Source organism: Streptosporangium sp. NPDC006007 (assembly GCF_040614315.1).
In the GTDB taxonomy this organism is placed as follows: domain Bacteria; phylum Actinomycetota; class Actinomycetes; order Streptosporangiales; family Streptosporangiaceae; genus Streptosporangium.
In genome coordinates, this window is record NZ_JBEXUG010000025.1 from 25,300 (window position 1) to 47,694 (window position 22,395).

General features: G+C 71.2%; 24 protein-coding genes. 15 read left to right on the forward strand and 9 right to left on the reverse strand.

Translation table 11 applies throughout. The features are described 5' to 3' along the window. Position 1: 1 nt before the first annotated feature. From ABZ194_RS19820 to ABZ194_RS19835, 4 genes are all read right to left on the reverse strand, one after another. On the reverse strand, positions 2–2,011 hold the full coding sequence (locus ABZ194_RS19820; RefSeq protein ID WP_355598200.1) for a hypothetical protein: 2,010 nt from the start codon (positions 2,009–2,011) through the stop codon (positions 2–4). Between the two features lie 123 nt (positions 2,012–2,134). Further along, positions 2,135–2,887, reverse strand: a complete 753-nt coding sequence (locus ABZ194_RS19825) for a methyltransferase domain-containing protein (protein WP_355598202.1) — start codon at positions 2,885–2,887, stop codon at positions 2,135–2,137. 129 nt (positions 2,888–3,016) lie between these two features. After that, positions 3,017–4,093, reverse strand: a complete 1,077-nt coding sequence (locus tag ABZ194_RS19830) for an ABC transporter substrate-binding protein (RefSeq protein WP_355598204.1) — start codon at positions 4,091–4,093, stop codon at positions 3,017–3,019. Positions 4,094–4,156: 63 nt separating this feature from the next. Beyond that, positions 4,157–4,288 (reverse strand): hypothetical protein, encoded by a 132-nt coding sequence (locus tag ABZ194_RS19835; RefSeq protein WP_355598206.1) that lies wholly within the window; start codon positions 4,286–4,288, stop codon positions 4,157–4,159. Between the two features lie 215 nt (positions 4,289–4,503). On the opposite strand from ABZ194_RS19835, the gene fdxA reads away from it, so the two are divergent. The 3 genes from fdxA (at position 4,504) to ABZ194_RS19850 (ending at position 6,767) form a co-directional block, all read left to right on the forward strand. Next, positions 4,504–4,830, forward strand: coding sequence for a ferredoxin (fdxA, locus tag ABZ194_RS19840; protein WP_355598208.1), 327 nt, complete (start codon positions 4,504–4,506; stop codon positions 4,828–4,830). A gap of 174 nt (positions 4,831–5,004) precedes the next feature. Beyond that, positions 5,005–6,084, forward strand: a complete 1,080-nt coding sequence (dapC, locus tag ABZ194_RS19845; protein ID WP_355598210.1) for a succinyldiaminopimelate transaminase — start codon at positions 5,005–5,007, stop codon at positions 6,082–6,084. 11 nt (positions 6,085–6,095) lie between these two features. Beyond that, entirely contained in the window at positions 6,096–6,767 is a 672-nt protein-coding gene (locus ABZ194_RS19850) for a DUF4178 domain-containing protein (protein ID WP_355598212.1), read from the forward strand. On the opposite strand, the gene ABZ194_RS19855 is transcribed toward ABZ194_RS19850, so the two are convergent. Next, positions 6,764–7,600 (reverse strand): hypothetical protein, encoded by an 837-nt coding sequence (locus tag ABZ194_RS19855; RefSeq protein WP_355598214.1) that lies wholly within the window; start codon positions 7,598–7,600, stop codon positions 6,764–6,766. The genes ABZ194_RS19850 and ABZ194_RS19855 overlap by 4 nt on opposite strands. Before the next feature lie 125 nt (positions 7,601–7,725). Between ABZ194_RS19855 and ABZ194_RS19860 the strand changes: the two genes are divergently transcribed. Next, positions 7,726–8,610: a 2,3,4,5-tetrahydropyridine-2,6-dicarboxylate N-succinyltransferase gene (locus ABZ194_RS19860; RefSeq protein ID WP_355598216.1), complete on the forward strand. Its 885-nt coding sequence runs from the start codon at positions 7,726–7,728 to the stop codon at positions 8,608–8,610. Here the strand turns inward: ABZ194_RS19860 and ABZ194_RS19865 are convergent. Next, positions 8,600–9,331, reverse strand: a complete 732-nt coding sequence (locus ABZ194_RS19865; protein WP_355598218.1) for a MerR family transcriptional regulator — start codon at positions 9,329–9,331, stop codon at positions 8,600–8,602. The two genes, ABZ194_RS19860 and ABZ194_RS19865, sit on opposite strands and share 11 nt — an antisense overlap. Before the next feature lie 41 nt (positions 9,332–9,372). Between ABZ194_RS19865 and dapE the strand changes: the two genes are divergently transcribed. Together dapE and ABZ194_RS19875 are read left to right on the forward strand one after the other, a co-directional pair. After that, a complete protein-coding gene (gene dapE, locus ABZ194_RS19870) occupies positions 9,373–10,446 on the forward strand; it encodes a succinyl-diaminopimelate desuccinylase (RefSeq protein WP_355598220.1) in 1,074 nt (357 codons plus the stop codon). A gap of 344 nt (positions 10,447–10,790) precedes the next feature. Next, positions 10,791–11,588 carry a TIGR00730 family Rossman fold protein gene (locus ABZ194_RS19875; protein WP_355598222.1) on the forward strand — a complete coding sequence of 266 codons (798 nt, stop codon included), beginning with the start codon at positions 10,791–10,793 and terminating at the stop codon, positions 11,586–11,588. Between the two features lie 92 nt (positions 11,589–11,680). Here the strand turns inward: ABZ194_RS19875 and ABZ194_RS19880 are convergent, their stop codons facing one another. Then, entirely contained in the window at positions 11,681–12,061 is a 381-nt protein-coding gene (locus tag ABZ194_RS19880; RefSeq protein ID WP_355598224.1) for a hypothetical protein, read from the reverse strand. A 108-nt stretch (positions 12,062–12,169) separates the two neighbouring features. On the opposite strand from ABZ194_RS19880, the gene ABZ194_RS19885 reads away from it, so the two are divergent. From ABZ194_RS19885 to ABZ194_RS19900, 4 genes are all read left to right on the forward strand, one after another. Beyond that, on the forward strand, positions 12,170–12,796 hold the full coding sequence (locus tag ABZ194_RS19885) for a hypothetical protein (RefSeq protein ID WP_355598226.1): 627 nt from the start codon (positions 12,170–12,172) through the stop codon (positions 12,794–12,796). After that, a complete protein-coding gene (locus ABZ194_RS19890; RefSeq protein ID WP_355598228.1) occupies positions 12,793–13,338 on the forward strand; it encodes a DNA-3-methyladenine glycosylase I in 546 nt (181 codons plus the stop codon). Before ABZ194_RS19885 ends, ABZ194_RS19890 begins: the two co-directional genes overlap by 4 nt. Positions 13,339–13,817: 479 nt before the next feature. After that, the gene (locus tag ABZ194_RS19895; protein WP_355598230.1) at positions 13,818–13,985 is read left to right on the forward strand and encodes a DUF3117 domain-containing protein; all 168 of its coding nucleotides are present in this window, start codon (positions 13,818–13,820) and stop codon (positions 13,983–13,985) included. Positions 13,986–14,156: 171 nt separating this feature from the next. Continuing rightward, a complete protein-coding gene (locus tag ABZ194_RS19900) occupies positions 14,157–15,671 on the forward strand; it encodes a leucyl aminopeptidase family protein (protein ID WP_355598232.1) in 1,515 nt (504 codons plus the stop codon). On the opposite strand, the gene ABZ194_RS19905 is transcribed toward ABZ194_RS19900, so the two are convergent. Continuing rightward, positions 15,655–16,305 (reverse strand): O-methyltransferase, encoded by a 651-nt coding sequence (locus ABZ194_RS19905; protein ID WP_355598234.1) that lies wholly within the window; start codon positions 16,303–16,305, stop codon positions 15,655–15,657. The two genes, ABZ194_RS19900 and ABZ194_RS19905, sit on opposite strands and share 17 nt — an antisense overlap. A 171-nt stretch (positions 16,306–16,476) precedes the next feature. On the opposite strand from ABZ194_RS19905, the gene sigE reads away from it, so the two are divergent. The 5 genes from sigE (at position 16,477) to ABZ194_RS19930 (ending at position 20,897) form a co-directional block, all read left to right on the forward strand. Next, complete coding sequence (gene sigE / locus ABZ194_RS19910; RefSeq protein WP_355598236.1) at positions 16,477–17,109, forward strand: RNA polymerase sigma factor SigE; 633 nt, start codon at positions 16,477–16,479, stop codon at positions 17,107–17,109. A gap of 52 nt (positions 17,110–17,161) precedes the next feature. Next, on the forward strand, positions 17,162–17,692 hold the full coding sequence (locus ABZ194_RS19915) for an anti-sigma factor (protein ID WP_355598238.1): 531 nt from the start codon (positions 17,162–17,164) through the stop codon (positions 17,690–17,692). Continuing rightward, positions 17,689–18,705: a sigma-E factor regulatory protein RseB domain-containing protein gene (locus ABZ194_RS19920; RefSeq protein ID WP_355598240.1), complete on the forward strand. Its 1,017-nt coding sequence runs from the start codon at positions 17,689–17,691 to the stop codon at positions 18,703–18,705. Before ABZ194_RS19915 ends, ABZ194_RS19920 begins: the two co-directional genes overlap by 4 nt. 95 nt (positions 18,706–18,800) lie before the next feature. Further along, positions 18,801–20,414, forward strand: a complete 1,614-nt coding sequence (locus tag ABZ194_RS19925; RefSeq protein WP_355598242.1) for a trypsin-like peptidase domain-containing protein — start codon at positions 18,801–18,803, stop codon at positions 20,412–20,414. Between the two features lie 105 nt (positions 20,415–20,519). Beyond that, positions 20,520–20,897, forward strand: a complete 378-nt coding sequence (locus ABZ194_RS19930) for a sec-independent translocase (protein ID WP_355598244.1) — start codon at positions 20,520–20,522, stop codon at positions 20,895–20,897. 139 nt (positions 20,898–21,036) lie between these two features. Here the strand turns inward: ABZ194_RS19930 and ABZ194_RS19935 are convergent, their stop codons facing one another. Continuing rightward, complete coding sequence (locus ABZ194_RS19935) at positions 21,037–22,179, reverse strand: P-loop NTPase (RefSeq protein WP_355598246.1); 1,143 nt, start codon at positions 22,177–22,179, stop codon at positions 21,037–21,039. Positions 22,180–22,395: the final 216 nt, after the last annotated feature.

Sequence of the window (22,395 nt, forward strand, 5' to 3'; positions counted from 1 at the left end):
GCTAGGCCATCAGGGACAGCAGATCGCGGTCCCCGCGCTCTCGTAGCCGGCCGAGAAGGTCGGGCAGGCTCACCGGACCGGTCATGCCGACCCGGGTCGCGATGACCCGGCCGGCCTGTTCCTGGGTTCCCCCCGGCGCCGTGTAGCCGACCAGCCGCAGGGCCCGCGCGATCGGTTCCACCTCCTCGCCCGCCGTCGGCAGGTGCCTGGCCCGCAGCACCCCCTCGTCGGACAGGGTCAGGAACAGGTGGCTTCCCTGCTTGGCGCCCACGTCCTCCAGCAGCGTCCTGAGCGACTCCAGGACCGGGCGCTCCCGCCAGCTCAGCGCGATCTCGCCCACCGCGCTCTGGACCCTGCTCGCGGTACCGGGCGACATGCCGAGGTAGGAGGCGAATCCGGTGGGCAGCGCGCACTCGGTGCCCTGTATGTGCTCGGTGGTGATGTCGATTCTGAGCCACCATCGGCCGTCCGGCTGCCTGAAGCAGCGCCGGGTCAGTGAGACGTCCTTCAGGGGACGAAACGGGGCGACCGCCGGTTCCCGCCCCGGTTCACCGCCCGCCGCGCCGACCGTCTTGCCCGCCGGTCCCGGTGGATTCCCCCGGCCGTTGCCGTTGCCCTTGTCGACGCCCTTGCCGCCGCCGGCCCGCTGGGGGGCCTGCTGGCCGGCGCCCAGGATGCGGAGCTGGGGGACGTTCTCCAGCCACTCCTTGGACACCTCGGGGTGGATGCCGAGGGAGGTGACCAGCTTGAGGGCCTTGGTCATGGTCAGTGGGGGCTTGGCGCCGCTGATCACGTCTCTGGTGTGGTGGCGTAGTTCGGCGATGTCGCCGTCCACCAGCCACTCGTCGACCAGGTGGTAGCCGGAGAGAGTGGCCAGCACGAACTGCCAGGCGGGCACGTCGAGGGAGTGCAGCTCGCGGACGTGCCAGGAGGCCGCGGTGACCAGGCGCGATTTGGGTGCCGCCTTGCCGAGGGCGTTCCTGACCTCGGCCAGATGGTCCCGGTACGGCGCCGCCTCATCCGAGGCGAGCCACTCCCCGAGCCGCCGGCGCAGGCTGGCCTCGGCCTCGTCGATGACCTCGGGCCGCACCCCGAAGAGCTTGGCCAGCGCCTCAACGGTCGCCGGGACGTCGCTGAACACCCTGTTCTGCGCGACGGCCCAGCTCTTGTCGTCCAGGTCGGCGAAGGCGCCGTCCAGTAGCGCGTGCAGGCCGCCGGGGCGCCGCTCCTCCCCTCCGGCGTCCGGCGGGGCCTTCCCGGCCCTGCGGGGGGAGGCGGCCGGTCGGGCGTCCGAGGTGTCCGGGGCCGGCGGCCCGTCCGGCGCGGAGGGACCCCCCCCGGATCCGGCGGCGACCTCCGGGGCCGCACTCCCCTGAACGGCACCTTCCGGAACGCCACCCCCCGCAACCACGCTCTCCGGGAGAGCGGTCTCCTGAACGGCACCTTCCGGAACGCCACCCTCCGCAACCACGCTCTCCGGGAGAGCGGTCTCCGGAACGGCACCCTCCGGAGTGGCCGTCTCCGGGGCGGCGGCATCGGGGGCGGCCGTCTCCGAGGGGGCTCCCTCCGCGCCGGAGGGCACCACGACGGCCCCCGAGCGGGAGGCGACGCCGGAGACCGGCTGGGCCATGCGGCTGAAGACCGCGGCGAAAAGCGCGTTCAGCACCGGGAGCGGCTGGATGAAGGGCTGGTCGCGCAGCTCGTGGCCGGTGAGGGCGAGCAGGCCGGACCAGGAGCCCGTGCGGTCGAGGGCGATGGCGGTGCAGGGCTCGTCGGCCTCCTCCGGATCCAGCGCGTACAGGGCCGGCAGGATGTCTCCCACGGCGGCGGCCGGCCAGTGTTCCAGGGCGACCCCGGAGAGGATCCCGGCCAGCCGTTCCGGGCTCAGCACCGCGAGCACGCGGGCCATCGGCAGGCTCCGCCACCAGGCGTCCGGAAGCTCCGGTTGATCACGTAGAAGTGGGATCGTGGCCGCGTCGCTCCAGCGCAGCGGCGGCACGAGGTCACTCAAACAGAAATTCATCCGTTCCCTTCACCAGCCCCTCAAGCCGCCCGAGTCACTCCACGTCGCCGGGGAACGAGACTCATGGAACAGACCATAGTCTGGCAAATCGCCCCAGCGCATCGGGTCTGGTCAGCGGCGTACCGCCGCGAACCGGAGTCGTACGTAGTCGGCCATCCATCCCGTCTCCCGGCGCAGGGCGGGGGCGGCCAACTCGTTGACCCGGCGGAGCAGCGACTCGACCAGGTCCGCGGGCACTCCTTGAAGCAGGGAGCCGGCGAACATCCGTACCCAGTCCGCGGCTCCGCCGGGGCACTCGTCCAGCGGGGTGGGCCGGTCGAGGTACTCCAGCAGCCGGACGGTGAACCCGCCCTTCTCCAGACGGGTGGCGTACTCGGCCGGACTGGGGAAGTACCACGGCAGGTCGGGCTCGGGGAGCCCGTGTTCCCGCCAGGAGGTGAGCAGGGCGGCGATGAGCGCGGAGCAGTTGCCCGCGCCGCCCATCTCCGCCACGAACCGGCCGCCCGGGGTCAGGGCCTCCCGGACGTTGGCTATCACCGCGTCCGGTTCGCGGCTCATCCAGTGCAGGGCCGCGTTGGAGAAGACCGCGTCGTACGGCTCGGCGACCGTGAAGTCATGGCCGTCGCCCACGATGAAGTCCAGCCCCGGATACTGGGTCCTGGCCTTCTCGATCATCGCCTGGGATCCGTCGGCGCCCAGGACGCGGGCACCCCGGGAGCTGATCTCGGCGGCCAGCACCCCGGTGCCGCACCCGAGATCCACGACGCGCTCCCCAGGCTGGGGATCGAGCAGGTCGACCAGGGGGGCGCCGTGAGCCGAGACGTAACCAAAGCCGCTGTCGTAGGCGCGAGCGTTCCACCTCATCGGGGTCGGGGTGTCGTATCGCAAGACGATCAGCTCACATTCCAAGACGCCACGGCTTCTTATCGGTCCTCCTCAGACACTTTAGAGCCTTGAAGATGTCCCGACATATCAGTCTCGTCAGCCTCAGGCTTAACCGACCTTCGCCCCCCACTCGCGCTTGAGGTACGTTTTGGCCGTATCGGTCTCGGGAATCGTGAGAATCACCGGCTTGGCGTCCGTGGCGGGCAGCTTGGCGGCGAGCTCCCGGTCCAGCGTGCCGCGCATCTGAAGGGCCTCCATCCGCACCGGCCGGGCATACCCCTTGAGGAACAGGTTCTGGCCCCGGTCGGAGAAGATGAACTCCTGCCAGAGCCGGGCGGCCGCCGGGTGCGGGGCGTTCTTGCTGATGGCCTGGACGTAGTACGCGCTGAGCACGTTCTCGCCCGGGATCGCGACCTTCCAGCCGGGCTTGTCGCCGCCCGCCTCGTGGGCCGCCCGCTCGGCGTTGTGGTAGTCCCAGTCCACCACGGCCGAGGCCGCCCCCTGCGTCGCCGCGAGGTTGCCGGCCTTCTTCAGGCGGCCGAAGAACTCCACGCCCCTCGCCGCCTCGGCCCTGCCGCCGCTGAGCGAGGCCGCCATCACCCCGTTGAAGGCCGTGGCGGCCTGCCGGGGGTCGCCGGGCAGCGAGACGCTGTAACCGGGCTTGAGCAGGTCGGCGTATGAGGTGGGGGCCGCGACCTTGCGAGGGTCGTAGCCGATGGACATGTATCCGCCGTACCCGGCGTACCAGCGCCCGCCGTAGTCCTTGAGGTTGTCGGGGATGTCCTGCCACGGCTGCACCCGGTAGGGGGCGAAGGCGGAGGCGTTGGCCACCGCGACCTCAAGGCTCAGGTCGAACACGTCGGGCTTGAGCGATGCCGCGGCCTCGATCTCCCGCTGGCTGCTCGCGCCCGGCTCCACCTGGTTGACCTTGATTCCGTACTCGTCGGAGAAGGCGTCGATGATCTCGCCGTAGTTCATCCAGTCACGCGGCAGGCCGATGACGGTGAGCGAGCTCTCCTTCCTGGCCGCCTCGACAAGACGGTCCATCGTCGAGAACCCGTCACGGAGGGAGGACGCCTGTGGTTTGACCGGGGGGAGCTGTTTGTTCTCGGTGGCCGGGGTACTGCATCCGGCGATCGTGGCGGTGAGGATCATGGCGGCGGCGGCGCTGATGCGTACGGTCACGGCCGAATACTCTCCGCGACGGCCGGACGGGTCGAGGAGGCGCGGCCTTTTTTGGGGAACGGCTTACATCCGGCGGGGCGGCCGGTCCGGGACGACCTTCGCCGCGGCCAGCGTCGCCCGGGCGATCTCGACCAGGGTGCCGTCGCGTCTGCGCACACCCAGCACGCCGTCCCGCCAGAACTCCAGCTCGCCCACGGCGTCGCGGAACCCTCCGGGAACACGTCGTCGGGTGGTTACCCTTTTCCCCACGTCAGAAGGGGTTATGGTGATTTCAAGGGCGGCGCCCAGACTGGGGATCATCGTCTTTCGCCCCCTCCCGTTTCAGCTACAAGGCGGGCACGGCAATACTAGGGCGTAGCAACCCGCGGTCGAAGTCGTGCCTAGGTGCGTAAATAAAGAAGGAGCCCGAGGTGACCTACGTCATCGCGCAGCCTTGCGTGGACGTCCTTGACAAGGCGTGCATCGAGGAGTGCCCCGTCGATTGCATCTACGAGGGCGAGCGCATGCTCTACATCCACCCTGACGAGTGCGTGGACTGCGGCGCGTGCGAACCCGTCTGCCCCGTTGAGGCGATCTTCTATGAGGATGACCTTCCCGAGCAGTGGAAGGACTTCTACAAGGCCAATGTGGACTTCTTCGATGACCTGGGGTCGCCCGGAGGGGCGTCCAAGGTCGGCAAGATCCACAAGGACCACCCGGTCGTCGCGGTTCTGCCTCCGCAGGCCGACAGCCACTAGCGGACCGGAACGGTCCGCCGGTGGGCCGGAGCGGTCCACCGGCGGGGCACCCGGGAGATCCGTGCGGGCAGGGGTGGCGCGGTGAGCCGTCTCCACCCGCACGGCCTCACCGGCCGGACGTCTTCTCTCTCCCGCCCCGCCGGGGACGGAGCACAACCTCAGCGAGGGACAAGCTTGATCGGCCTGCCTGACTTCCCATGGGATCGCCTCACCCCGCTCAAGACGCTGGCGGGGGAACATCCCGGCGGCATCGTCGACCTGTCGGTGGGCACCCCCGTCGACCCGGTGCCCGCCGTGGTGCGGCAGGCCCTCGCCGACGCCTCCGACAGCCCCGGCTACCCGCCGACCTACGGCACCGAGCGGCTCCGTTCGGCCGCCGCCGGCTGGCTGCGGCGCGGGCACGGCGTGACCCTGGACCAGGCGAACGTGCTGCCCCTGATCGGCTCCAAGGAACTGGTGGCCTGGTTGCCGACGCTGCTCGGCATCGGCCCCGGCCGGCGGGTGATCCTCCCCGAGCTGGCCTACCCCACCTACGACGTCGGAGCCCGTCTCGCGGGCGCCGAGCCGTACGCCACCGACGGGCTGACGGCGCTCGGGCCCGAGCGGGTGCCGCTGGTCTGGGTGAACTCCCCCTCCAACCCGACCGGCAGGGTGCTGCCCGCCGAGCACCTGCGCAAGGTCGTCTCGTGGGCGCGCGAGCACGGCGCGGTCGTGGCCTCCGACGAGTGCTACATCGAGCTGGGCTGGGAGGAGCAGCCGGTCTCGATCCTCCACCCCGACGTCTGCGGCGGCTCGCACGAGGGCCTGCTCGCGGTGCACTCGCTCTCCAAGCGCTCCAACCTGGCGGGTTACCGGGCCGGGTTCGTCGCGGGTGACCCGGCGCTGATCCAGCGGTTGCTGGAGGTCCGCAAGCACGCGGGCATGCTCATGCCGGCACCGGTTCAGGCCGCCATGGCCGTGGCTCTGGACGACGACGCGCACGTCATCGAGCAGCGGGCCCGCTACGCCGCCCGCCGCGCGGCGCTCCGCCCCGCCCTGGAGGCGGCCGGCTGGCGGGTCGACCACTCCACCGCGGGACTCTACCTATGGGCATCCAACGGTATGGACTGCTGGAAACAGGCGCGAATCCTCGCTGAGAATGGCATTCTGGTCGCACCGGGCGACTTCTACGGAAAGGCCGGTAGTGCGCATATCCGAATCGCCGTGACCGCGAGTGACGAACGTATCAGTGCGGCAGTACGCCGCCTCCAGTAGGATCCCGCGGCATGACCCCTGAGGTCGCCGCGATACTGGGACTGAGCGCGGTCACCCTCGTGCTGCTGCTGGGCGCGCTGTTCGCGACCACGCGCCAGGACAGGAGACCGCTCAGGTCCGGGTCTCCCGGCGAGACCCCCCTCCCGCCCGTCGAGGTCGTCCAGCCGCCGCCCCGTCCGAGCGCCGGCCACGTCGGCATCGACTACCCCGATCCACGCACGATCAAAGTGGGCGACACGATCGACCGCCAGGGCGTGCGCACCCGCGTCCTGGGCGCCCTGTACCTGTCGTGGCAGGGCAAGCAGTGGACCGAGTACCTCCTGGACGACGGCACCCACCGTTACCAGTGGCTGTCGATCGAGACGCACGACGGTCCGACCCCGGACGATCCCCCCCACCTTGAGGTGCTGCTCTGGACTCCGGTGCCCACCCAGGGCATGATCCCGGCCAAGACCACGCTGAGCGTGGAGGGCGTCGAGTTCTTCCCCGTGGAGCGGGGCACCGCGGCCTTCCGCTCCGAGGGCGTCACCTCGATGCCCGAGCGCGGTCTCCTCGACTTCGCCGACTACCGGGCCGCCGACGGCCGGCTGCTCTGCTTCGACCGCCTCCAGGGGCAGCCCTGGAACTCCTCGCACGCCCAGCCCCTGCCCCCTGGCTCCATCAACATCGAGAAGAAGAGCTAGGAGATGTCCACCTGGCCCGTAGGGGCCCCGGCGTCGGCCCTCCACCCCCGGCCGCCGTCGGCCGAGGTCCACGACTGGCCGCCGAACCGGATCCGGCGCAGCCCGAACTCCTGGGCATGGGCGACCGACCAACCCGCCATCAGCCAGCCCCGCCGCGGGGAGGTGACGGTGAGCGTGGCTCCCGGGCCGAGCGCGTAGGCGAGCGCGCGCCTGGCCTTGGCGGTGCCGGGCTGCGACGTCCCGCCCGTCGCGCTCGCGGCCGGGGTGGGGAACCAGCAGTGCACGGCCTTGGGCACCCGTCCGGTGAACGCCGCGGACAGGATCTTCGCCTCCTCCTCGTGCTGGGCGTAGGCCGACCCGTCGGCCGAACGCTGCACCTCCTGGGCCGCCACGTGGACCGGCAGCCTCTGATAGTCCTTCACCTTCACCAGCGCGGAGAAGAACCTCCCCGTCGCGTAGACCGGGTCGACGAGCTGCTCGGGCCTGCCCCAGCCCTGGGACGGCCGCTGCTGGAACACCCCCACCGAGTCGCGGTCGCCGAACGGCAGGTTCAGCAGCTTGGACTCCTGGATGCCGGTGGCGTAGGCGATCACCACCGCCCGCTCGGGCAGCTTCCTGCGGGCGGCCACCATCGCGATGACCGAGGCGACCTGGGCCTGCCCGATCTCCAGCTCCAGCGAGCCCCCCGGCGCGGTGATCCTGCATCCCTCGACGGGCTCGGTGAACGGCGTGACCCGGTTGAGCAGTTTGAAGATGCCCACGGTGATGGCCACCGCGAGCACGACCACGATCGAGACGATCGCGATGACCCCTTTGGAGAACCGCCGTCGCACGCTGAAGAACCTACCGATCTCGGGGAGCCGGGGAGCCCGCGGTGAATCCCGATGAAATCTCGCAGCGGGACCGTCGCGTTCTGTTATCGTTTCACAGGTTCTGTGGGCGGGACCTGTCCGTCGCGATGCCCCTGCGGCTCGGCGAGAAGCCGCTTTCGTCCGGGAGCGGAGGAGTCACGAGCCAGAGCCATGACAGTCTGCTTCCGGCGGCCGTCGACGAACTGTGGAAACGCCGGGACGAGCTGGACCCCGGTGACGCCGAGGCGCGGGGCGTCGTCGTGGGAGCCGTCGACCTGCTCGACACCGGTACGGCCCGCGTCGCCACCGTCTCCGGCGGCGGCGAGGTGGTCGTGGACAGACGTGCGAGCCGGGCCGTCGCGCTCGCCTTCCGCCTGCTCGGCCTGGTCAGATCCCAGGTCGGCGACTTCCAGCACCACGACCGCATCCCCCTGAAGACCTCCTTCGACGGCGTCCGGGTGGTGCCGGGGGCGATCGCCCGCTGGGGCGCCCACCTGGCGCCCGGCGTCGTGCTGATGCCCTCGTTCGTCGACATCGGCGCCCACGTGGGCGCCGGGACCGTGGTGGACACCTGGGCCACGGTCGGCTCGTGCGCCCAGATCGGGGAGAACGTCCGCCTGTCGGGCGGGGCCTGCGTCGGCGGAGGGGCCGAGCCGCCGGACGGCGTCCCGGCGGTGGTCGAGGACGACGCGCTGATCGGCGGTCGCGCGCTGATCGCCGAGGGGGCCCGGGTGGGCCGGGGCGCGGTGGTCGGGGCCGGCACCATCCTGTCCGCCTCCACGCCGGTCGTCGACGTGCGGACCGGTGAGGAACTGGAGCGCGGGCGCGTTCCCGACCGGTCCGTCGCCGTCGGCGGCACCAGGGCCGCGTCGCCGGCCGGCGGCGCCTTCGGGCTGCCGTGCGTGCTGGTGCTCGGACATCTGCCGGAGGCGCCGCGGCACGACAGGTCCGCGCTCGGCGAGATCCTGCGGGAGTACGGCCTCAACCTTTGATCAGCGCCACCACTCTGCGCTGGGCGGGTGACAGGTCGCCGACCGTCGGCGTGCCGGGCGGCTCCCCCGGCACGGCCCCCGCCGGGGCCTCGGCCGCCACGGTGCCGAGGAAGGGACGCAGCGCGTCGGCGAACTCGCCGGCGAGCGCGGCGACCTCCGGATCGTCGGGGGAGGCCTCCCGCAGCGCCTCGAAACGCATCCCCAGATCCCACATCCGGCGCTGGAGCCCCTCGTCGCCCATCGACATCCGGTAGACGTCCGCCAGGGCCCCGGCCGTCTCTGGCGCCACGGTCTCCAGCATGACGATCGTCTCCCGCCCGCGCTCCAGCAGCGGATGGGCGGGGAAGACCTGCTCCAGCTCGGCGAAGACGCGGCCCAGCTCGGGGGTGAGCGCCGGATCCCCGCCGGTGTGCCGGAGCTCGGCGAGCATGGCCCGCTGCCGCCGGACGGCCTCCTCCTGTCTGGCCAGGTCGGCGTCCAGGTCGGTCAGCGCCTTGGCCAGGTCCTGTCTGGGGCCGAGCAGCCGGCCGATGTCGGGCAGGCTCATGCCGAGGGCCGTCAGCCGCCGGATCCTGATCAGCCGGACCACGTCCGCCATGCCGTACAGCCGGTGGCCCTCGGGGGTCCGCGGCGGCTCGGTGAGCAGACCCACCTGGTGGTAGTGACGGATCGTCCTGTTCGTGACCCCGGCCAGCGCGGCCAGTTCGCCGATGCGCAACACGCCTCCAGTAAAGCCCACAGCCGGGGGATAGGGTCGCGACCATGAGTACGCGTCTGGATCTCACACAGGACGTCGGGGCGCTCACCGCGCGGATCGTGGACGTCGAGTCGGTCAGCGGCGACGAGAAGGTGCTGGCGGACGCGGTGGAGGAGGCGCTGCGGGCGCTGCCGCACCTGCGGGTGGACCGCGACGGCGAGTCGATCGTGGCCCGCACCTCGCTCGGACGCGCCGAGCGGGTGGTGATCGCCGGCCACCTCGACACCGTCCCGGTCGCCGGCAACCTGCCCAGCCGGGTCGAGGACGGCCTGCTGTACGGCTGCGGCACCTCGGACATGAAGTCCGGCGTCGCGGTGGCGCTGAAACTGGCCGCCGCGCTCAGGGAGCCGGGCAGGGACGTGACCTACGTCTTCTACGACTGCGAGGAGATCGCGGCCGAGCGCAACGGCCTGCTCCGGCTCAGCCGAGACCACCCGGACTGGCTCGCCGGGGACTTCGCGGTGCTCATGGAGCCCACCGACGGGGAGGTCGAGGGGGGCTGCCAGGGAACGCTCCGGGCGGAGATCACGCTCCGGGGCAGGCGGGCGCACAGCGCCAGGTCGTGGTTCGGGGTCAACGCCGTGCACGCGGCCCAGCCGGTGCTGGAGATCCTGAACGCCTATCGGGCCAGGCTGCCGGTGGTGGACGGGCTGGAGTACCACGAGGGCCTGAACGCGGTGGCGATCCGCGGCGGTGTCGCGGGCAACGTGATCCCCGACGAGTGCGTGGTGACCGTCAACTACCGTTTCGCCCCCGACCTGACGCTGGAGGCGGCCCAGGCTCACGTGAGCGAGGTGTTCGACGGATTGGAGGTCCGTTTCACCGACGGCGCCCCCGCGGCCAGGCCCGGTCTCACCCATCCGGTGGCGGCGGCCTTCCTGTCGGCTGTCGGCGGCACGCCGCGGGCCAAGCTCGGCTGGACCGATGTCTCGCTCTTCTCCGCCCTCGGTGTTCCCGCGGTGAACTACGGGCCGGGAGATCCGAATCTCGCCCATCAGAGTGGGGAGTTCGTCTCACTTGAGAAGATCACCGACTGTGAGCGAAGAATGTTCCACTGGCTTGATTCGCGGCCCGGCTGATCCGGGGTCACGCGCCGTCGCCGCCCTGGTCACACCCCCTGAAGAGCCGGGGCACAAATGAAAGTGGCTTTCCTCGCCGGCCATTTGGCGGGGAAAGCCACTTTCAGTCCCGAGCAGCACCCTCGGCAGTTAGACGCGGGCTCCCGGAAATTCGGTTCCCGGATTCCCGGGAGATTTTTCAAGATTTTTCTGATTCCGGGGCCGGTGCGATGATCGCAGACCTTTGCCGGGTTGGTGACCTGCCCGCCGCGCCGGTACGGCGAGTGGCGCCGTCGGCCGGAGCGGCATCGGCGGACAATACGGGACCCGGTGAACATTCGTGGTCACCGCACTAGCGTGTCCCCATGAAGAAGACACGTCCGGAGCGTCGCCAGGGGGCCGCAGTGGTCCGTGGCGACCTCGTCTCCGACTCCACCCACGACCAGAGGCTTCTCGATCGCCGAGGCCCCGCGGACTGGCTCCACATGGATCCATGGCGGGTCATGCGCATCCAGGCCGAGTTCGTGGAGGGTTTCGGGCAGCTCGCCGAACTCCCCCAGGCGGTGACCGTCTTCGGATCCGCGCGTACCCCCCAGGACTCGCCCGAGTACCGGATGGGCATCAAGCTGGGCCGGAAGCTCTCCGAGGCCGGCTACGCCGTGATCACCGGTGGTGGGCCCGGCTGCATGGCGGCGGCCAACAGGGGGGCCAGGGAGGCGGGCGGGGTCTCCGTCGGCCTGGGCATCGAGCTCCCCTTCGAACAGAGCATGAACGAGTACGTCGACCTGGGCATCGAGTTCCGCTACTTCTTCGTCCGCAAGACCATGTTCGTGAAGTACGCCTGCGGCTTCGTCGCGCTGCCGGGCGGCTTCGGCACGATGGACGAGCTGTTCGAGGCGCTGACCCTGGTCCAGACGCGAAAGGTCACGTCCTTCCCCGTCGTGCTCCTGGGCACGGAGTTCTGGGGTGGCCTGGTCGACTGGATCAAGACGACCCTGGTGGGCACCGGCAAGATCTCTCCGGCGGATCTGGGCCTCATCCAGGTGACCGACAGCGTGGACGAGGCCGTACGGATCGTCGTCGAGGCCGACCACCTGAACCGCGGCAACAGGGGCAGGAGGGAGCGTGCCGCCACCCGGGGCACGGTCGCCGACGCCCAATAGGGCTCTTCGCGCCGGTACCGAGAGTGGGGGCACCGGCCTGACCGGCGCCGGTGAACGGCGCGCGGCCCGGTGAACACCCGTGGCCGGTGCGGCTAGGCGAGGCCGCGCCGGGTCAGTGTGGGCGGGCGCCGCCCGGCCAGCGAGTCGGCCATCTCGACCGCGAGCCGTACCTGGCCGGGACGGGTGGTGCGGAAGACCCGGGCGCCCGCCCAGGCGCAGAGCGCGGCTGCGGCGAGCTCGGCGCTCTCCCCGCCGTCCTCGTCACCCCCGAGGTCTCCGCCGTTCCCGCCGTTCGCGTTGTTCCCGTCGTCCGGATTGTCCCGGTCGGCTGGGAGGTCTCCGGCGAGCTCGGCGGGCGTGACGACGACGGTGCGCCCGGCACGGACCAGCCTCTCGACCTCGGCGATCGAGCCGGCCCTGGCCCAGCCGGGGTCGTCGCGGTCGCCGGGACCCAAGACCATGAGAGCTGTCACTCTGAACTCCCCATCGCGTAGGGATCCGGGTTGGAATCCCCCACCCGCAGGCGGGGGAGGGGGGCAAGAACTGATCCTAGGTCAGGGGAGTTGTGGCACGATTCGTATGTGCTGGTCGTACTCGCTCTCGCCGCTCTAGCCGTCCTCGCCGGGGTGGTGGCGGTCGCCATGGGGTACGGAGGCGAGCTGGCCGAGTTCGCCCCGGACGTTCCCCCACTCGACCTGCCCGAGGCCACGCGGCTCGGCGCCGCCGACTTCATGGCCCTGCATCTCCCGGTGAGCCTCGTCGGCTATCACACGCAGAGCGTGGACGAGACGCTGAACCGGGTCGCGAACGCGCTGAGCGAGCGCGACACCAGGATCGCGGTCCTTGAGCAGCGGGTGGACGAGCTGCTCGCCGGCAGGCTCCAGGCGCGCCAGGAACTTCGCGTAGGCCCACCGGCCGCCCCGCGCACCGAGCACCAGCCGCAGGCCCCCGAGGGGCTTCCCGAGCCGCCGGAGTCCCCGGAGGCCCCGGGTTCTCCGAAACCCCCGGAGTCCCCAGAGTCCCCAGAGACCTCAGACCCCCCGGAGTCACCGGAACCCCTGGAGTCACCGGAACCCCTGGAGGCTCCGGGTTCTCCGGAGGCCCTGGAGATCCCGGAGAGCTCGGAGGCCCCGGAGACCCCGTCCGGGTTCGCGGGCGATCGGGACGGCGACCGCCCGCAGGCACCGGGCGCGAGGAATCTTCGATGACCGGGCCGGTGCGCTGCGGATGGGTGGGCTCGGCTCCCGACTACATCGCCTACCACGACGAGGAGTGGGGCCGCCCGGTCATCGGTGACGACCGGGTCTTCGAACGGCTCACCCTGGAGGCGTTCCAGTCCGGCCTCTCATGGATCACGATCCTGCGCAAGAGGGAGAACTTCCGGGCGGCCTTCGCCGGATTCTCCATCCCGGCGGTGGCCGCGTTCGGTGAGGCCGACGTGGACCGCCTGCTCGGGGACCCGGGCATCGTGCGGAACCGGGCCAAGATCGAGGCCTCGATCACCAATGCCCGCGTCGCGCTCGACGCCGGCCTCTCCGACCTGGTCTGGCGCCACGCCGACCCCGACTCGCCCGCCCCGAGGCTCCTCGCGGACGTGCCCGCCCAGACGTCCGGCTCCAAGGCGCTGGCCAAGGAGCTCAGGTCGCACGGCTTCCGTTTCGTCGGCCCGACCACCGCGTACGCGCTGATGCAGGCCATCGGCCTGGTCAACGACCACGTGGCCGACTGCTGGGTGCGCGACGCCCGCTGAGGTCTTCCGCCGCCGTCCTCCCGAGGCCGATCGTCCCAACTCGGTAAATTCTCGGCGCGGCTCGGCCGGGACGGCGAACGCGCCGGGGAGGGTCTCGCGGTCCGGTCTCCGGAACGGCCGGCCGGGGGCGGCCGGTTCCGCGGGCCGTTCGCCGGACGGCGGAGCGGAGGGCCGGAGCGGCGGTGTCCAGCGGTGCGAGCAGGTGGGCCGGGGTGGTCGAGGGCCGGTGGCCACCCGGGAACCGGGGGTGATGCCGCGTGGGGGGCGCGCGGAGCGGCACGGGCGTTCACGAGGACAAGTTTGGTCGTCCGGAGGGGCTCGGACGACGGTCTTGATTGCCCGATGAGTCGATGCTGAGCCTGATCGTTCCCATTCCGAGCCCGGAGACGGGATAATAGGACATCACAGAAGACGTGAATGCGTCGGCCACCCTCGGGTCAGTCGGAGATCCGGAGCCCGAAGCAGGAAGGGATACACGCATGGCGGCTATGAAGCCGAGGACCGGTGATGGTCCGCTGGAGGTCGTCAAGGAAGGCAGGGGCATCGTCATGCGGGTTCCCTTGGAAGGCGGCGGCCGGCTCGTCGTCGAACTCTCGGCGGCCGAGGCCAGTGCCCTTGGTGAGGAATTGAAGAAGGTCATCGTCTGAGCCCGACCTGAGATCAGCGGTGAAGCCGGGCCTGATCCGTTCCTGCTCACAGAGCATGACGTCCGCCATGGCCCGAGCGACCCCGACCGACGCACGGCCCTGGCCGCCGGACCGCCCGAGGGCGGCTCGCGCCAGGGCCGCGGTGCTCCCCGGCCGATGACTGGAGTTCACATGCCCATCTCCTCGTACGTGCTGCTGCCCCGTGAGCCCTCCCTTCGGGAGGCGCCCGACCTGGAGGGTGAGGCGGGCACGGAGGCCCCTGCCGTGACCTCGGTCGCGGTGACGGCCGAACTGTTCGCGGTCCCCTTCGCGGCGGACCTCGCCCCCGAGGTCGAGTTACCGCTGCCCACGGCCGAGCTGCTGGCCCACTACGAGGCCAAGGGGGAGGCGGGCGAGATCGTCGAGGTTCCCGTCGCCGTCGGCGAGGCCGTCGGCCGGGTGCTGCTCTACGGGATCGGGGACGGCTCGGCCGCGGCCCTGCGCAAGGCCGGTGCGGCGGTGGCCCGGCGGGGCAGCGGCAGGGACGCGATCAGGGTCGTGCTGCCCGAGGGGCCGGTGGCCGCGTTCGTGGAGGGCGCGCTGCTGGCCACCTACACCTTCCGGATCGGTGAGGCGAAGGCCACGCCGGTGGCGCGGATCGAGTTCGTCGGCGAGGGCGCCGAGGCGGAGGTGGCCCGGGGCGAGGTGATCGCCTCGGCCGTCGCGTTCGCCAGGGACCTGGCCAACACGCCCTCCTCGATCAAGACCCCCGACTGGCTCGCCGAGCGCGCCGTCGAGCACGTTCTCGCCGGAACCGGAACCGGAACCGCGAACGGGAGCCGGGTCGGCGCGTCGGTGCGGGATGAGGCGGCGCTGCGCTCCGGGCGGTTCGGCGGCCTCCTGGCCGTCGGCCAGGGCTCGGTGAGCCCGCCGCGGCTGATCGAGTTGTCCTACCGGCCCGAGGGGGCGACCAGGCACGTGGTCCTCGTCGGCAAGGGCATCACCTTCGACACCGGTGGCCTGTCGCTCAAGCCGACCGAGGGCATGAAGTTCATGAAGACCGACATGGCGGGCGGCGCGGCCGTCATCGCGGTCATGGGCGCGCTGGCCTCCCTGGACGTGCCGGTCAGGGTCACCGGTCTCATCGCCGCCGCGGAGAACTCCTTCTCCGGTACGGCCCAGCGCCCCTCCGATGTGATCACACAGTACGGCGGGCGGACGGTCGAGGTGCTCAACACCGACGCCGAGGGCCGTCTGGTGATGGCCGACGCGCTGGCCTACGCCGACGCGGAGCTGGACCCGGACGTCGTGGTGGACATCGCCACGCTGACCGGGGCGATCAGCGTGGCCCTGGGCAAGGGGCTCGGTGCGATCTTCGCCTCCGACGACGGTCTGGCCGCCGAGCTGACCGGGGCGGGCGAGAGCAGCGGCGAGCGGCTCTGGCGGATGCCGCTGATCGAGGACTATGTTCCGGCTCTGAGGTCGAGTGTGGCGGACCTGGCCAACATCGAGGCCGGATCGACCTACGGCGCGGGCTCCATCACCGCGGCGCTCTTCCTGCGCGAGTTCACCGGTGGGCGGCCGTGGGCGCACCTGGACATCGCCGGCGTCGGCCGCAGCGGCGCGGACGAGGGTGTTCTCAGCAAGGGCGCCACCGGCTACGGCGTGCGCCTGCTGCTGGAGTGGCTGTCTAGTCGCCCAGCTTGACGGCGGCAAGGACGCCGTCGCCGAGGGGGATCATCAGCGGTCGCAGCCGTTCGTCGGCGCTGACCAGCTTGCCCAGCTCCCGTATGGCGACGGTGTCCGGGTCACGCTGGGCTGGGTCGGCGACCCGGTGGTTCCCGAACGCGCCGTCGAAGACCACGATGCCGCCGACCCGCAGCAGGCGGACGGACTCGGCCAGGTAGTCGGCGTACTCGTGCTTGGCCCCGTCGCAGAAGACGAGGTCGTAGCCGCCGTCGGACAGCCGGGGCAGGACGTCCAGGGCGCGGCCGGTGATCAGGCGGAGCCTGCCGCCGGAGAACCCGGCCTGGGCGAAGCTCTGCCGGGCCAGGCGCTGATGCTCCGGCTCCACGTCCACGCTGGTGAGTGTGCCGTCGGGGCGCATGCCTCGCAGCAGCCAGAGGCCGGACACCCCGCAGCCGGTGCCGATCTCCACCACGGCGCGGGCGTTGACGGCCGAGGCGAGGAAACAGAGCGCGGCGCCCGCGCCGGGCAGGATCGGCGGAGCACCCACCTCCGCCGCACGCCGGCGGGCGGTCATGAGGATCTCGTCCTCCGGGTGGAACTTCTCGGCATAGGCCAGAGTGGCCTCCAGCGGACTTGTCGGCGTCTCTGCCATCGGCCTCTCCTCCCGCTTTCTCCGTACACAGTCATATAGGCGCTGGGTCGCAGCCTAAGGGAGCCAGGCCCGATCGGGAACTCATGTAACGCCCGGTGCGTTGCACGGTTTAAGCGGCCTTTGCCGGTCCTGAAGGTAGTGAGTGCGCACGAAGGGACGAAACCAGGCACTATGGCGATAGCGGTGGTCCCGGAGAGAGGAGTGCCGGTGGACGAGTCCGACCACCAGGCAGATACTCCCGTGCCTGACTGGACGCCTCCCACCTGGGAGGAAGTGGTCCGGACTCACTCGGCGCGCGTGTACCGGCTGGCCTATCGGCTCACCGGTAACATCCACGACGCCGAGGATCTCACCCAGGAGGTCTTCGTCCGGGTCTTCAGGTCCCTGTCGAACTACACGCCGGGCACCTTCGAGGGCTGGTTGCACCGCATCACCACGAATCTGTTCCTCGACATGGCGCGGCGCAGGCAGCGCATCAGGTTCGAGGGGCTCGCCGACGACGCCGCCGAGCGGTTGCGCGGACGCGAGCCGTCCCCCGCCCAGGCGTATGACGACACCCACCTGGAGGCCGACATCCAGGCGGCGCTCGACGCCCTCGCGCCGGAGTTCCGCGCGGCCGTTGTCCTGTGTGACATCGAGGGGCTCTCCTACGAGGAGATCGCCGCGACGCTCGGCGTGAAGCTCGGCACGGTCCGCAGCCGCATCCACCGCGGCCGGGCGCAGTTGCGTGACGCGCTGGAGCATCGCGCGCCCCGTGGCGACCAACTCCCCCCGACCGTTACCCGCGGGGAGGAATTCGCATGAGAAACCACAGTCATGACGAATGTCACGACAAGCCGTTTGGCAGGGAGTGATCATGAGTCATCTCGGAGAACGCGTTTCCGCACTGGTCGACGGTGAGTTGAACCACCACGAGCGCGACCGCGCCCTGTCCCACCTGGCCTTCTGCGCCCCCTGCCGGGCCGAGGTCGACGCCGTGCGGGCGTTGAAGAACCGGCTGAGATCCCTCGACGGGCCCGCCATGCCCGCCGACCTGACCATGTCCCTGCTGCGGATGGCGGAACCCGGCGGCCCTTTACCGCCGCGTGAGCGGCCCTTCCCCAGCTCGCGGACCTTCGGCGGGGCGCCGATTCCGAGCATGCACAGCGTCGCGCCGCCGGACAACCGGCCGCGCGGGCGTGCCGCGGGCCCTCGCCGTGCGAGAAGGGCGGGCTACGTCGCGGTGGGCGTCGCCTCCGCGGCCGTGGCGCTCGGCACCCTGTTCGTCGCGGCCGGGTCCGACCCCAACCCGAGGGTCGTGCCGCCGGTCGACATGTTCGCCAACCAGCACAGGAACACGGCGCCCTACGGAGGGCCGGCGACGCCGACCTTCTCGCCCACCCCGTGATCCGGCCGCCCGCCACCCTGATCCTCGCCGCGGTCATGCTGCTGGGGTTGGTGGTGGGCGGTCCGGCCCACGCCGCGCCCCCCGACGACGCCGAGAACAACGAGGACACCGGCCTGCCGCTGCTCCGTGAGGCGGCGGTCGCCGCCCGGACCCGTGGTTACACCGGGACGCAGTACGTCACCACCTGGGGCCGCTCGGGCTCCTTCTCCTCGGTGCTGGAGGTCCGCAACGTCCCCGGACGGGGGCTGACGGTCCACGCCCAGCCCTCGAACCTCACCGAGAGGGTGGACCCCGGCACTCCCGCCGGGAGCATGTCCGCCCCGTCCGAGGTCATGCTGGAGGTGCTGGCCCGCAACTACCGGGTGGTGGTGGCGGGCAGGGACCAGGTCTGCGGACGTCCGGCCCGCCTCGTGCACGCTCTGCGCGCCGACGGCACGGTCGCCGCCCGCTACTGGCTGGACGAGGCCGGTGGCCCGGTGCTGCGGCGCGAACTCCTCGACGGCCACGGCAGGATCGTCCATGCCGGGGCGTTCGTCGACCTGACCCTCGATCCGGCGCGCAGGGTTGTCGGTCCCGCGCTGACCGTCGGCGGGTTCGATCTCGCCGAGACCTCCCGGCTGTCGGCCCGGGGCTGGCGCTTCCCCGATGCGCTGCCCGGCCGTCTCGAACTGTTCGCCGCGCACGCCGCTCCTACTGGATACTTGTATCTGGGATATTCAGATGGACTGTCAGTTGTGTCCGTTTTCATCCAGCCTGGTGTGCTTGATGAGGAAAGGCTGCGCGGATGGCATCCTCAGCAGCGCAACGGGCATACGATCTGGATGCGGAATTCAGCCGAGCAGGAGACGATCTGGGCGAGTGGGGGTCATGTCTACACCGTCTTCGCGGACGCTCCGGCCGACCTGGTCGACGCCGCGGTGGCGGCGTTGCCCCACGAGTCCGCGCCCGGTCTGTGGACCCGCCTCGGCCGGGGCGCGCACCGCCTGCTGTCCTGGGTCAACCCCTTCGGGTAAGGCGCGCTTTACATCTCTCGTATGCCTTTCAAGGGAAAATTACCGGATTGTTCTGGTAGGCGGCCTCATGCGAGGCAAGGAGTGGTGAACATTCGATGACCGACGAGACCCGTACCCACGAGGCGGACGACGCTGAGGGACGTACGCCGTCGGATCTCACCGGCGACAGAGGCCCCACCACGGAGTCCCCCCGGCCTGAGTTCCTGCCCGCGGCGGACGCGGTTTCCCCCCGTGGCGAGGCACCCCGCCACGACGGCTGGAGCCAGCTCGGCGCGCCCCCCGGCCAGGACCGGTGGGGCCGGACCGGGACGCGGGGCCAGACGGAGGGGCCCGGACACGACGGCTGGACCGACCGGCGGGAAGGGGGCGCCCGCCCCGGTGGAGGCGGCTGGGGCGATCCGTCCGGCAGGGCACGGCAGGACACGGCTGTCTTCGCCACCCAGGCCCCCCCGCCGCCTCCGCCGTCCCAGGCGTTCGGCCTGGGGCCGGGGTGGGCTCCGCCTCCCGCGGCTCCCGCCCCTCCGCCGTTCCCGCCGCCTCCGGGTGTCCTCGGCGGCGCCGACCCGTCCGGCCCCGCCCGGCGCGGGCCGCGCACCGGCACGCTCGCCGTCCTCGCCGTGCTGATCGCGCTGCTGGCCTCGACGCTCGGCAGTGTCGGCACCTACCTGCTCACCCGCCCCCCGTCCTCGGGGCTCGACCCCTCCTACCGCCTCGGAGCGGCGCCGAGCAGTTCCAGCCCCCGCCCCCCGGACTCGATCGCGGGGGTGGCGGCCAAGGTTCTGCCCAGCGTGGTCTCGCTCTCCATCGACGCCGGTTCCAGCTCCAGCACCGGCTCCGGTTTCCTGATCAAGGGTGGTTACGTGGTGACCAACAATCACGTGGTCGCCGCGGCGGCGCAGAGCGACCAGGTCCAGATTCAGGTCCAGTTCAGCAACCGCAGATCCACCTCGGCGCGGGTCATCGGCCGTGACCCCGAGTCCGACCTGGCCGTGGTCAAGCCCGATGAGACGTTCGGCGCCCCGGAGATCACCCTGGGCAACTCCGACAACGTGGTCGTGGGCGACCCGGTCGTCGCCATCGGCTCCCCGCTCGGCCTGACCGGCACCGTCACCTCCGGTATCGTCAGCTCGCTCAACCGCCCGGTCCAGGCGGGGGAGGAGAACAGCAGCGACACCACCTGGCTCAGCGCGATCCAGACCGACGCCGCCATCAACCCGGGAAACTCCGGCGGTCCGCTGGTCAACGCCGACGGCCAGGTCATCGGGGTCAACTCGGCGATCGCCACGCTCGGCAGGTCGGTCGGCGGCCAGAGCGGCAGCATCGGCCTCGGCTTCGCCATCCCGGTGAACCACGCGCGCCGGGTCGCCGAGGAGCTGGTGACCACCGGGGTCGCCAAGAAGTCGCGGATCGGCGTCACCATCGACCAGAGCTACCAGGGCGCCGGGGTGCGCATCGAGACCGAGGCCAGGCAGGGCAGCCGGCCCGTCGAGCCGAACGGCCCGGCCGACCACGCGGGCCTCAAGCCCGGAGACGTCATCCTGGAGGTCAACGGCATCGTGCTGCAGGACGGCAACGAGCTGATCGCGCTGATCCGGAACAAGGCCCCCGGGGAGAAGCTGACGGTCAAGTTCCAGCGCGGCGGCCGGGAGAGGACGGTCACCGTGACCGTGGGCGCCGCACCCGTGCGGCCCACGCCCCGGCCGTCTTGATCACTTGGGGGTGGGTGCGGGCTCGTGGTAAGGGGCATTAGTCTGGAGGGTCTCCGGACGTCTGCCCGGAGGGCTGTCATGGCGTTGTCCCGGTAGGAGATCACCGTGTTCGGACTCGGCTGGCCTGAGGTCGTGGCGCTGGTGGTCATCGCCCTTCTCGTCTTCGGTCCGGAGAAGCTGCCCCAGGCCGCCGCGCAGGCGGGCAAGACGCTGCGCAACCTGCGTCAGATGGCGAACAACGCCAAGCAGGACCTGCGGAGCGGGCTCGGGCCCGAGTTCGCCGACTTCGACCCCGCCGACCTCAACCCCAAGACCTTCGTCCGCAAGCACCTCACCGGCGACCTTGAGGACAGCTGGAACGGTGCCTCGTCCGCGGCCCCGACGGCGGCCGTCGCGTCCGCCTACGCCGACTCCTACTCGGCGGACGCGGCTCAGGAGCTCGGTTACGGTGAGGTCCCGCCGTACGACTCGGAGGCGACCTGAGGAGCGGGCGGCACGGACCGCCCGGCGGGTGAGCGGTATGCCCCCCGGCGGGTGATCGGGTGCCGGACGGCACGCCTACGGACGACGGGCGACCCCGAGGTGAAGGGGCGCCCGTCGGCGTTCCGGCCGGGTGGCGGCGCTAGCGGCCCCGGGTCGGGGAGATCCCGAGCTGCATGCCCTTGAGGCTGCTCGACCTCTTGCTCAGGGCGGCGGCGATGCCGATCAGCTCGGTGGAGGCCGGAGCGTCCGGCTCGGTGAGCACGAGCGGCTTGCCCTCGTCGCCGCCCTCGCGCAGCCGCATGTCGATCGGCACCTGGCCGAGGAGGGGCACGCGGGCGCCGAGGGTGCGGGTGAGCGCGTCGGCGACGGTCTGGCCGCCGCCCTCGCCGAAGACCGGGATCCGCTCGTCGCAGTGCGGGCAGGGCAGCCAGGCCATGTTCTCGATGACGCCGGCGATCTGCTGGTGGGTCTGGACGGCGATCGACCCGGCGCGCTCGGCCACCTCGGCGGCGGCCTGCTGCGGGGTGGTCACCACGAGGAGCTCCGCCGACGGCATCCGCTGCGCCACCGAGATCGCGATGTCGCCGGTGCCCGGAGGCAGGTCCATCAGCAGGACGTCGAGGTCGCCCCAGTAGACGTCGGCGAGGAACTGGTGCAGCGCCCGGTCCAGCATCGGGCCGCGCCACACGACGGGGGTGTTGCCCTCGGGCTTGAACATGCCCACCGAGATGACCTTGATGTCATGCGCCACCGGCGGCATGATCATGTCCTCGACCTTGGTGGGGCGCTCGGAGACGCCGAGCATGCGCGGGATGCTGTGGCCGTAGATGTCGGCGTCCACGACGCCGACCTTCAGCCCGCTCACCGCCATCGCGGCGGCGAGGTTCACGGTGACGGAGGACTTCCCGACACCGCCCTTGCCGGACGCGACCGCGAACACCCGGGTCAGGGAGCCCGCCTGGGCGAAGGGGATCTCCTTCTCCGGGCCCTTGTCACCGCGCAGCTTGGTCTGGAGCGTTTTGCGCTGCTCGGCGCTCATGACGTCCATCTCGACCTGGACGCCGCTCACTCCGTCGATCTTGGAGACCGCGCCGGTGACGTCGCGGGTGATGGTGTCCTTCATGGGACAGCCTGACACCGTGAGGTAGATTCCGACGCGCACCGCCCCCTCGGGGGAGATGTCGACGCTCTTGACCATGTCGAGTTCGGTGATCGGCCGACGAATCTCAGGGTCGTTGACGGTCGCCAGCGCGGCCATCACCAGTTCCGGGGTAGGTGCCATCGAAGTGTCGGCAACGGACCGCCACCCTTAAGGCGGCGGAGGGTGCCGTCCCTCCTTGTCTATTGTTGGCCAGGCGTTCCACGGGCACGGTCTGTCCGTCGTGACGCCATGCGGCTTGGCGAGGGGCCGCTCCCGGAGGGGAGCGGGGCTATGTCACGGACCCATGGTAGGAACCCGGGGAGGATCTGGGGAATTCCAGGGGTCCGCTGTGATCCC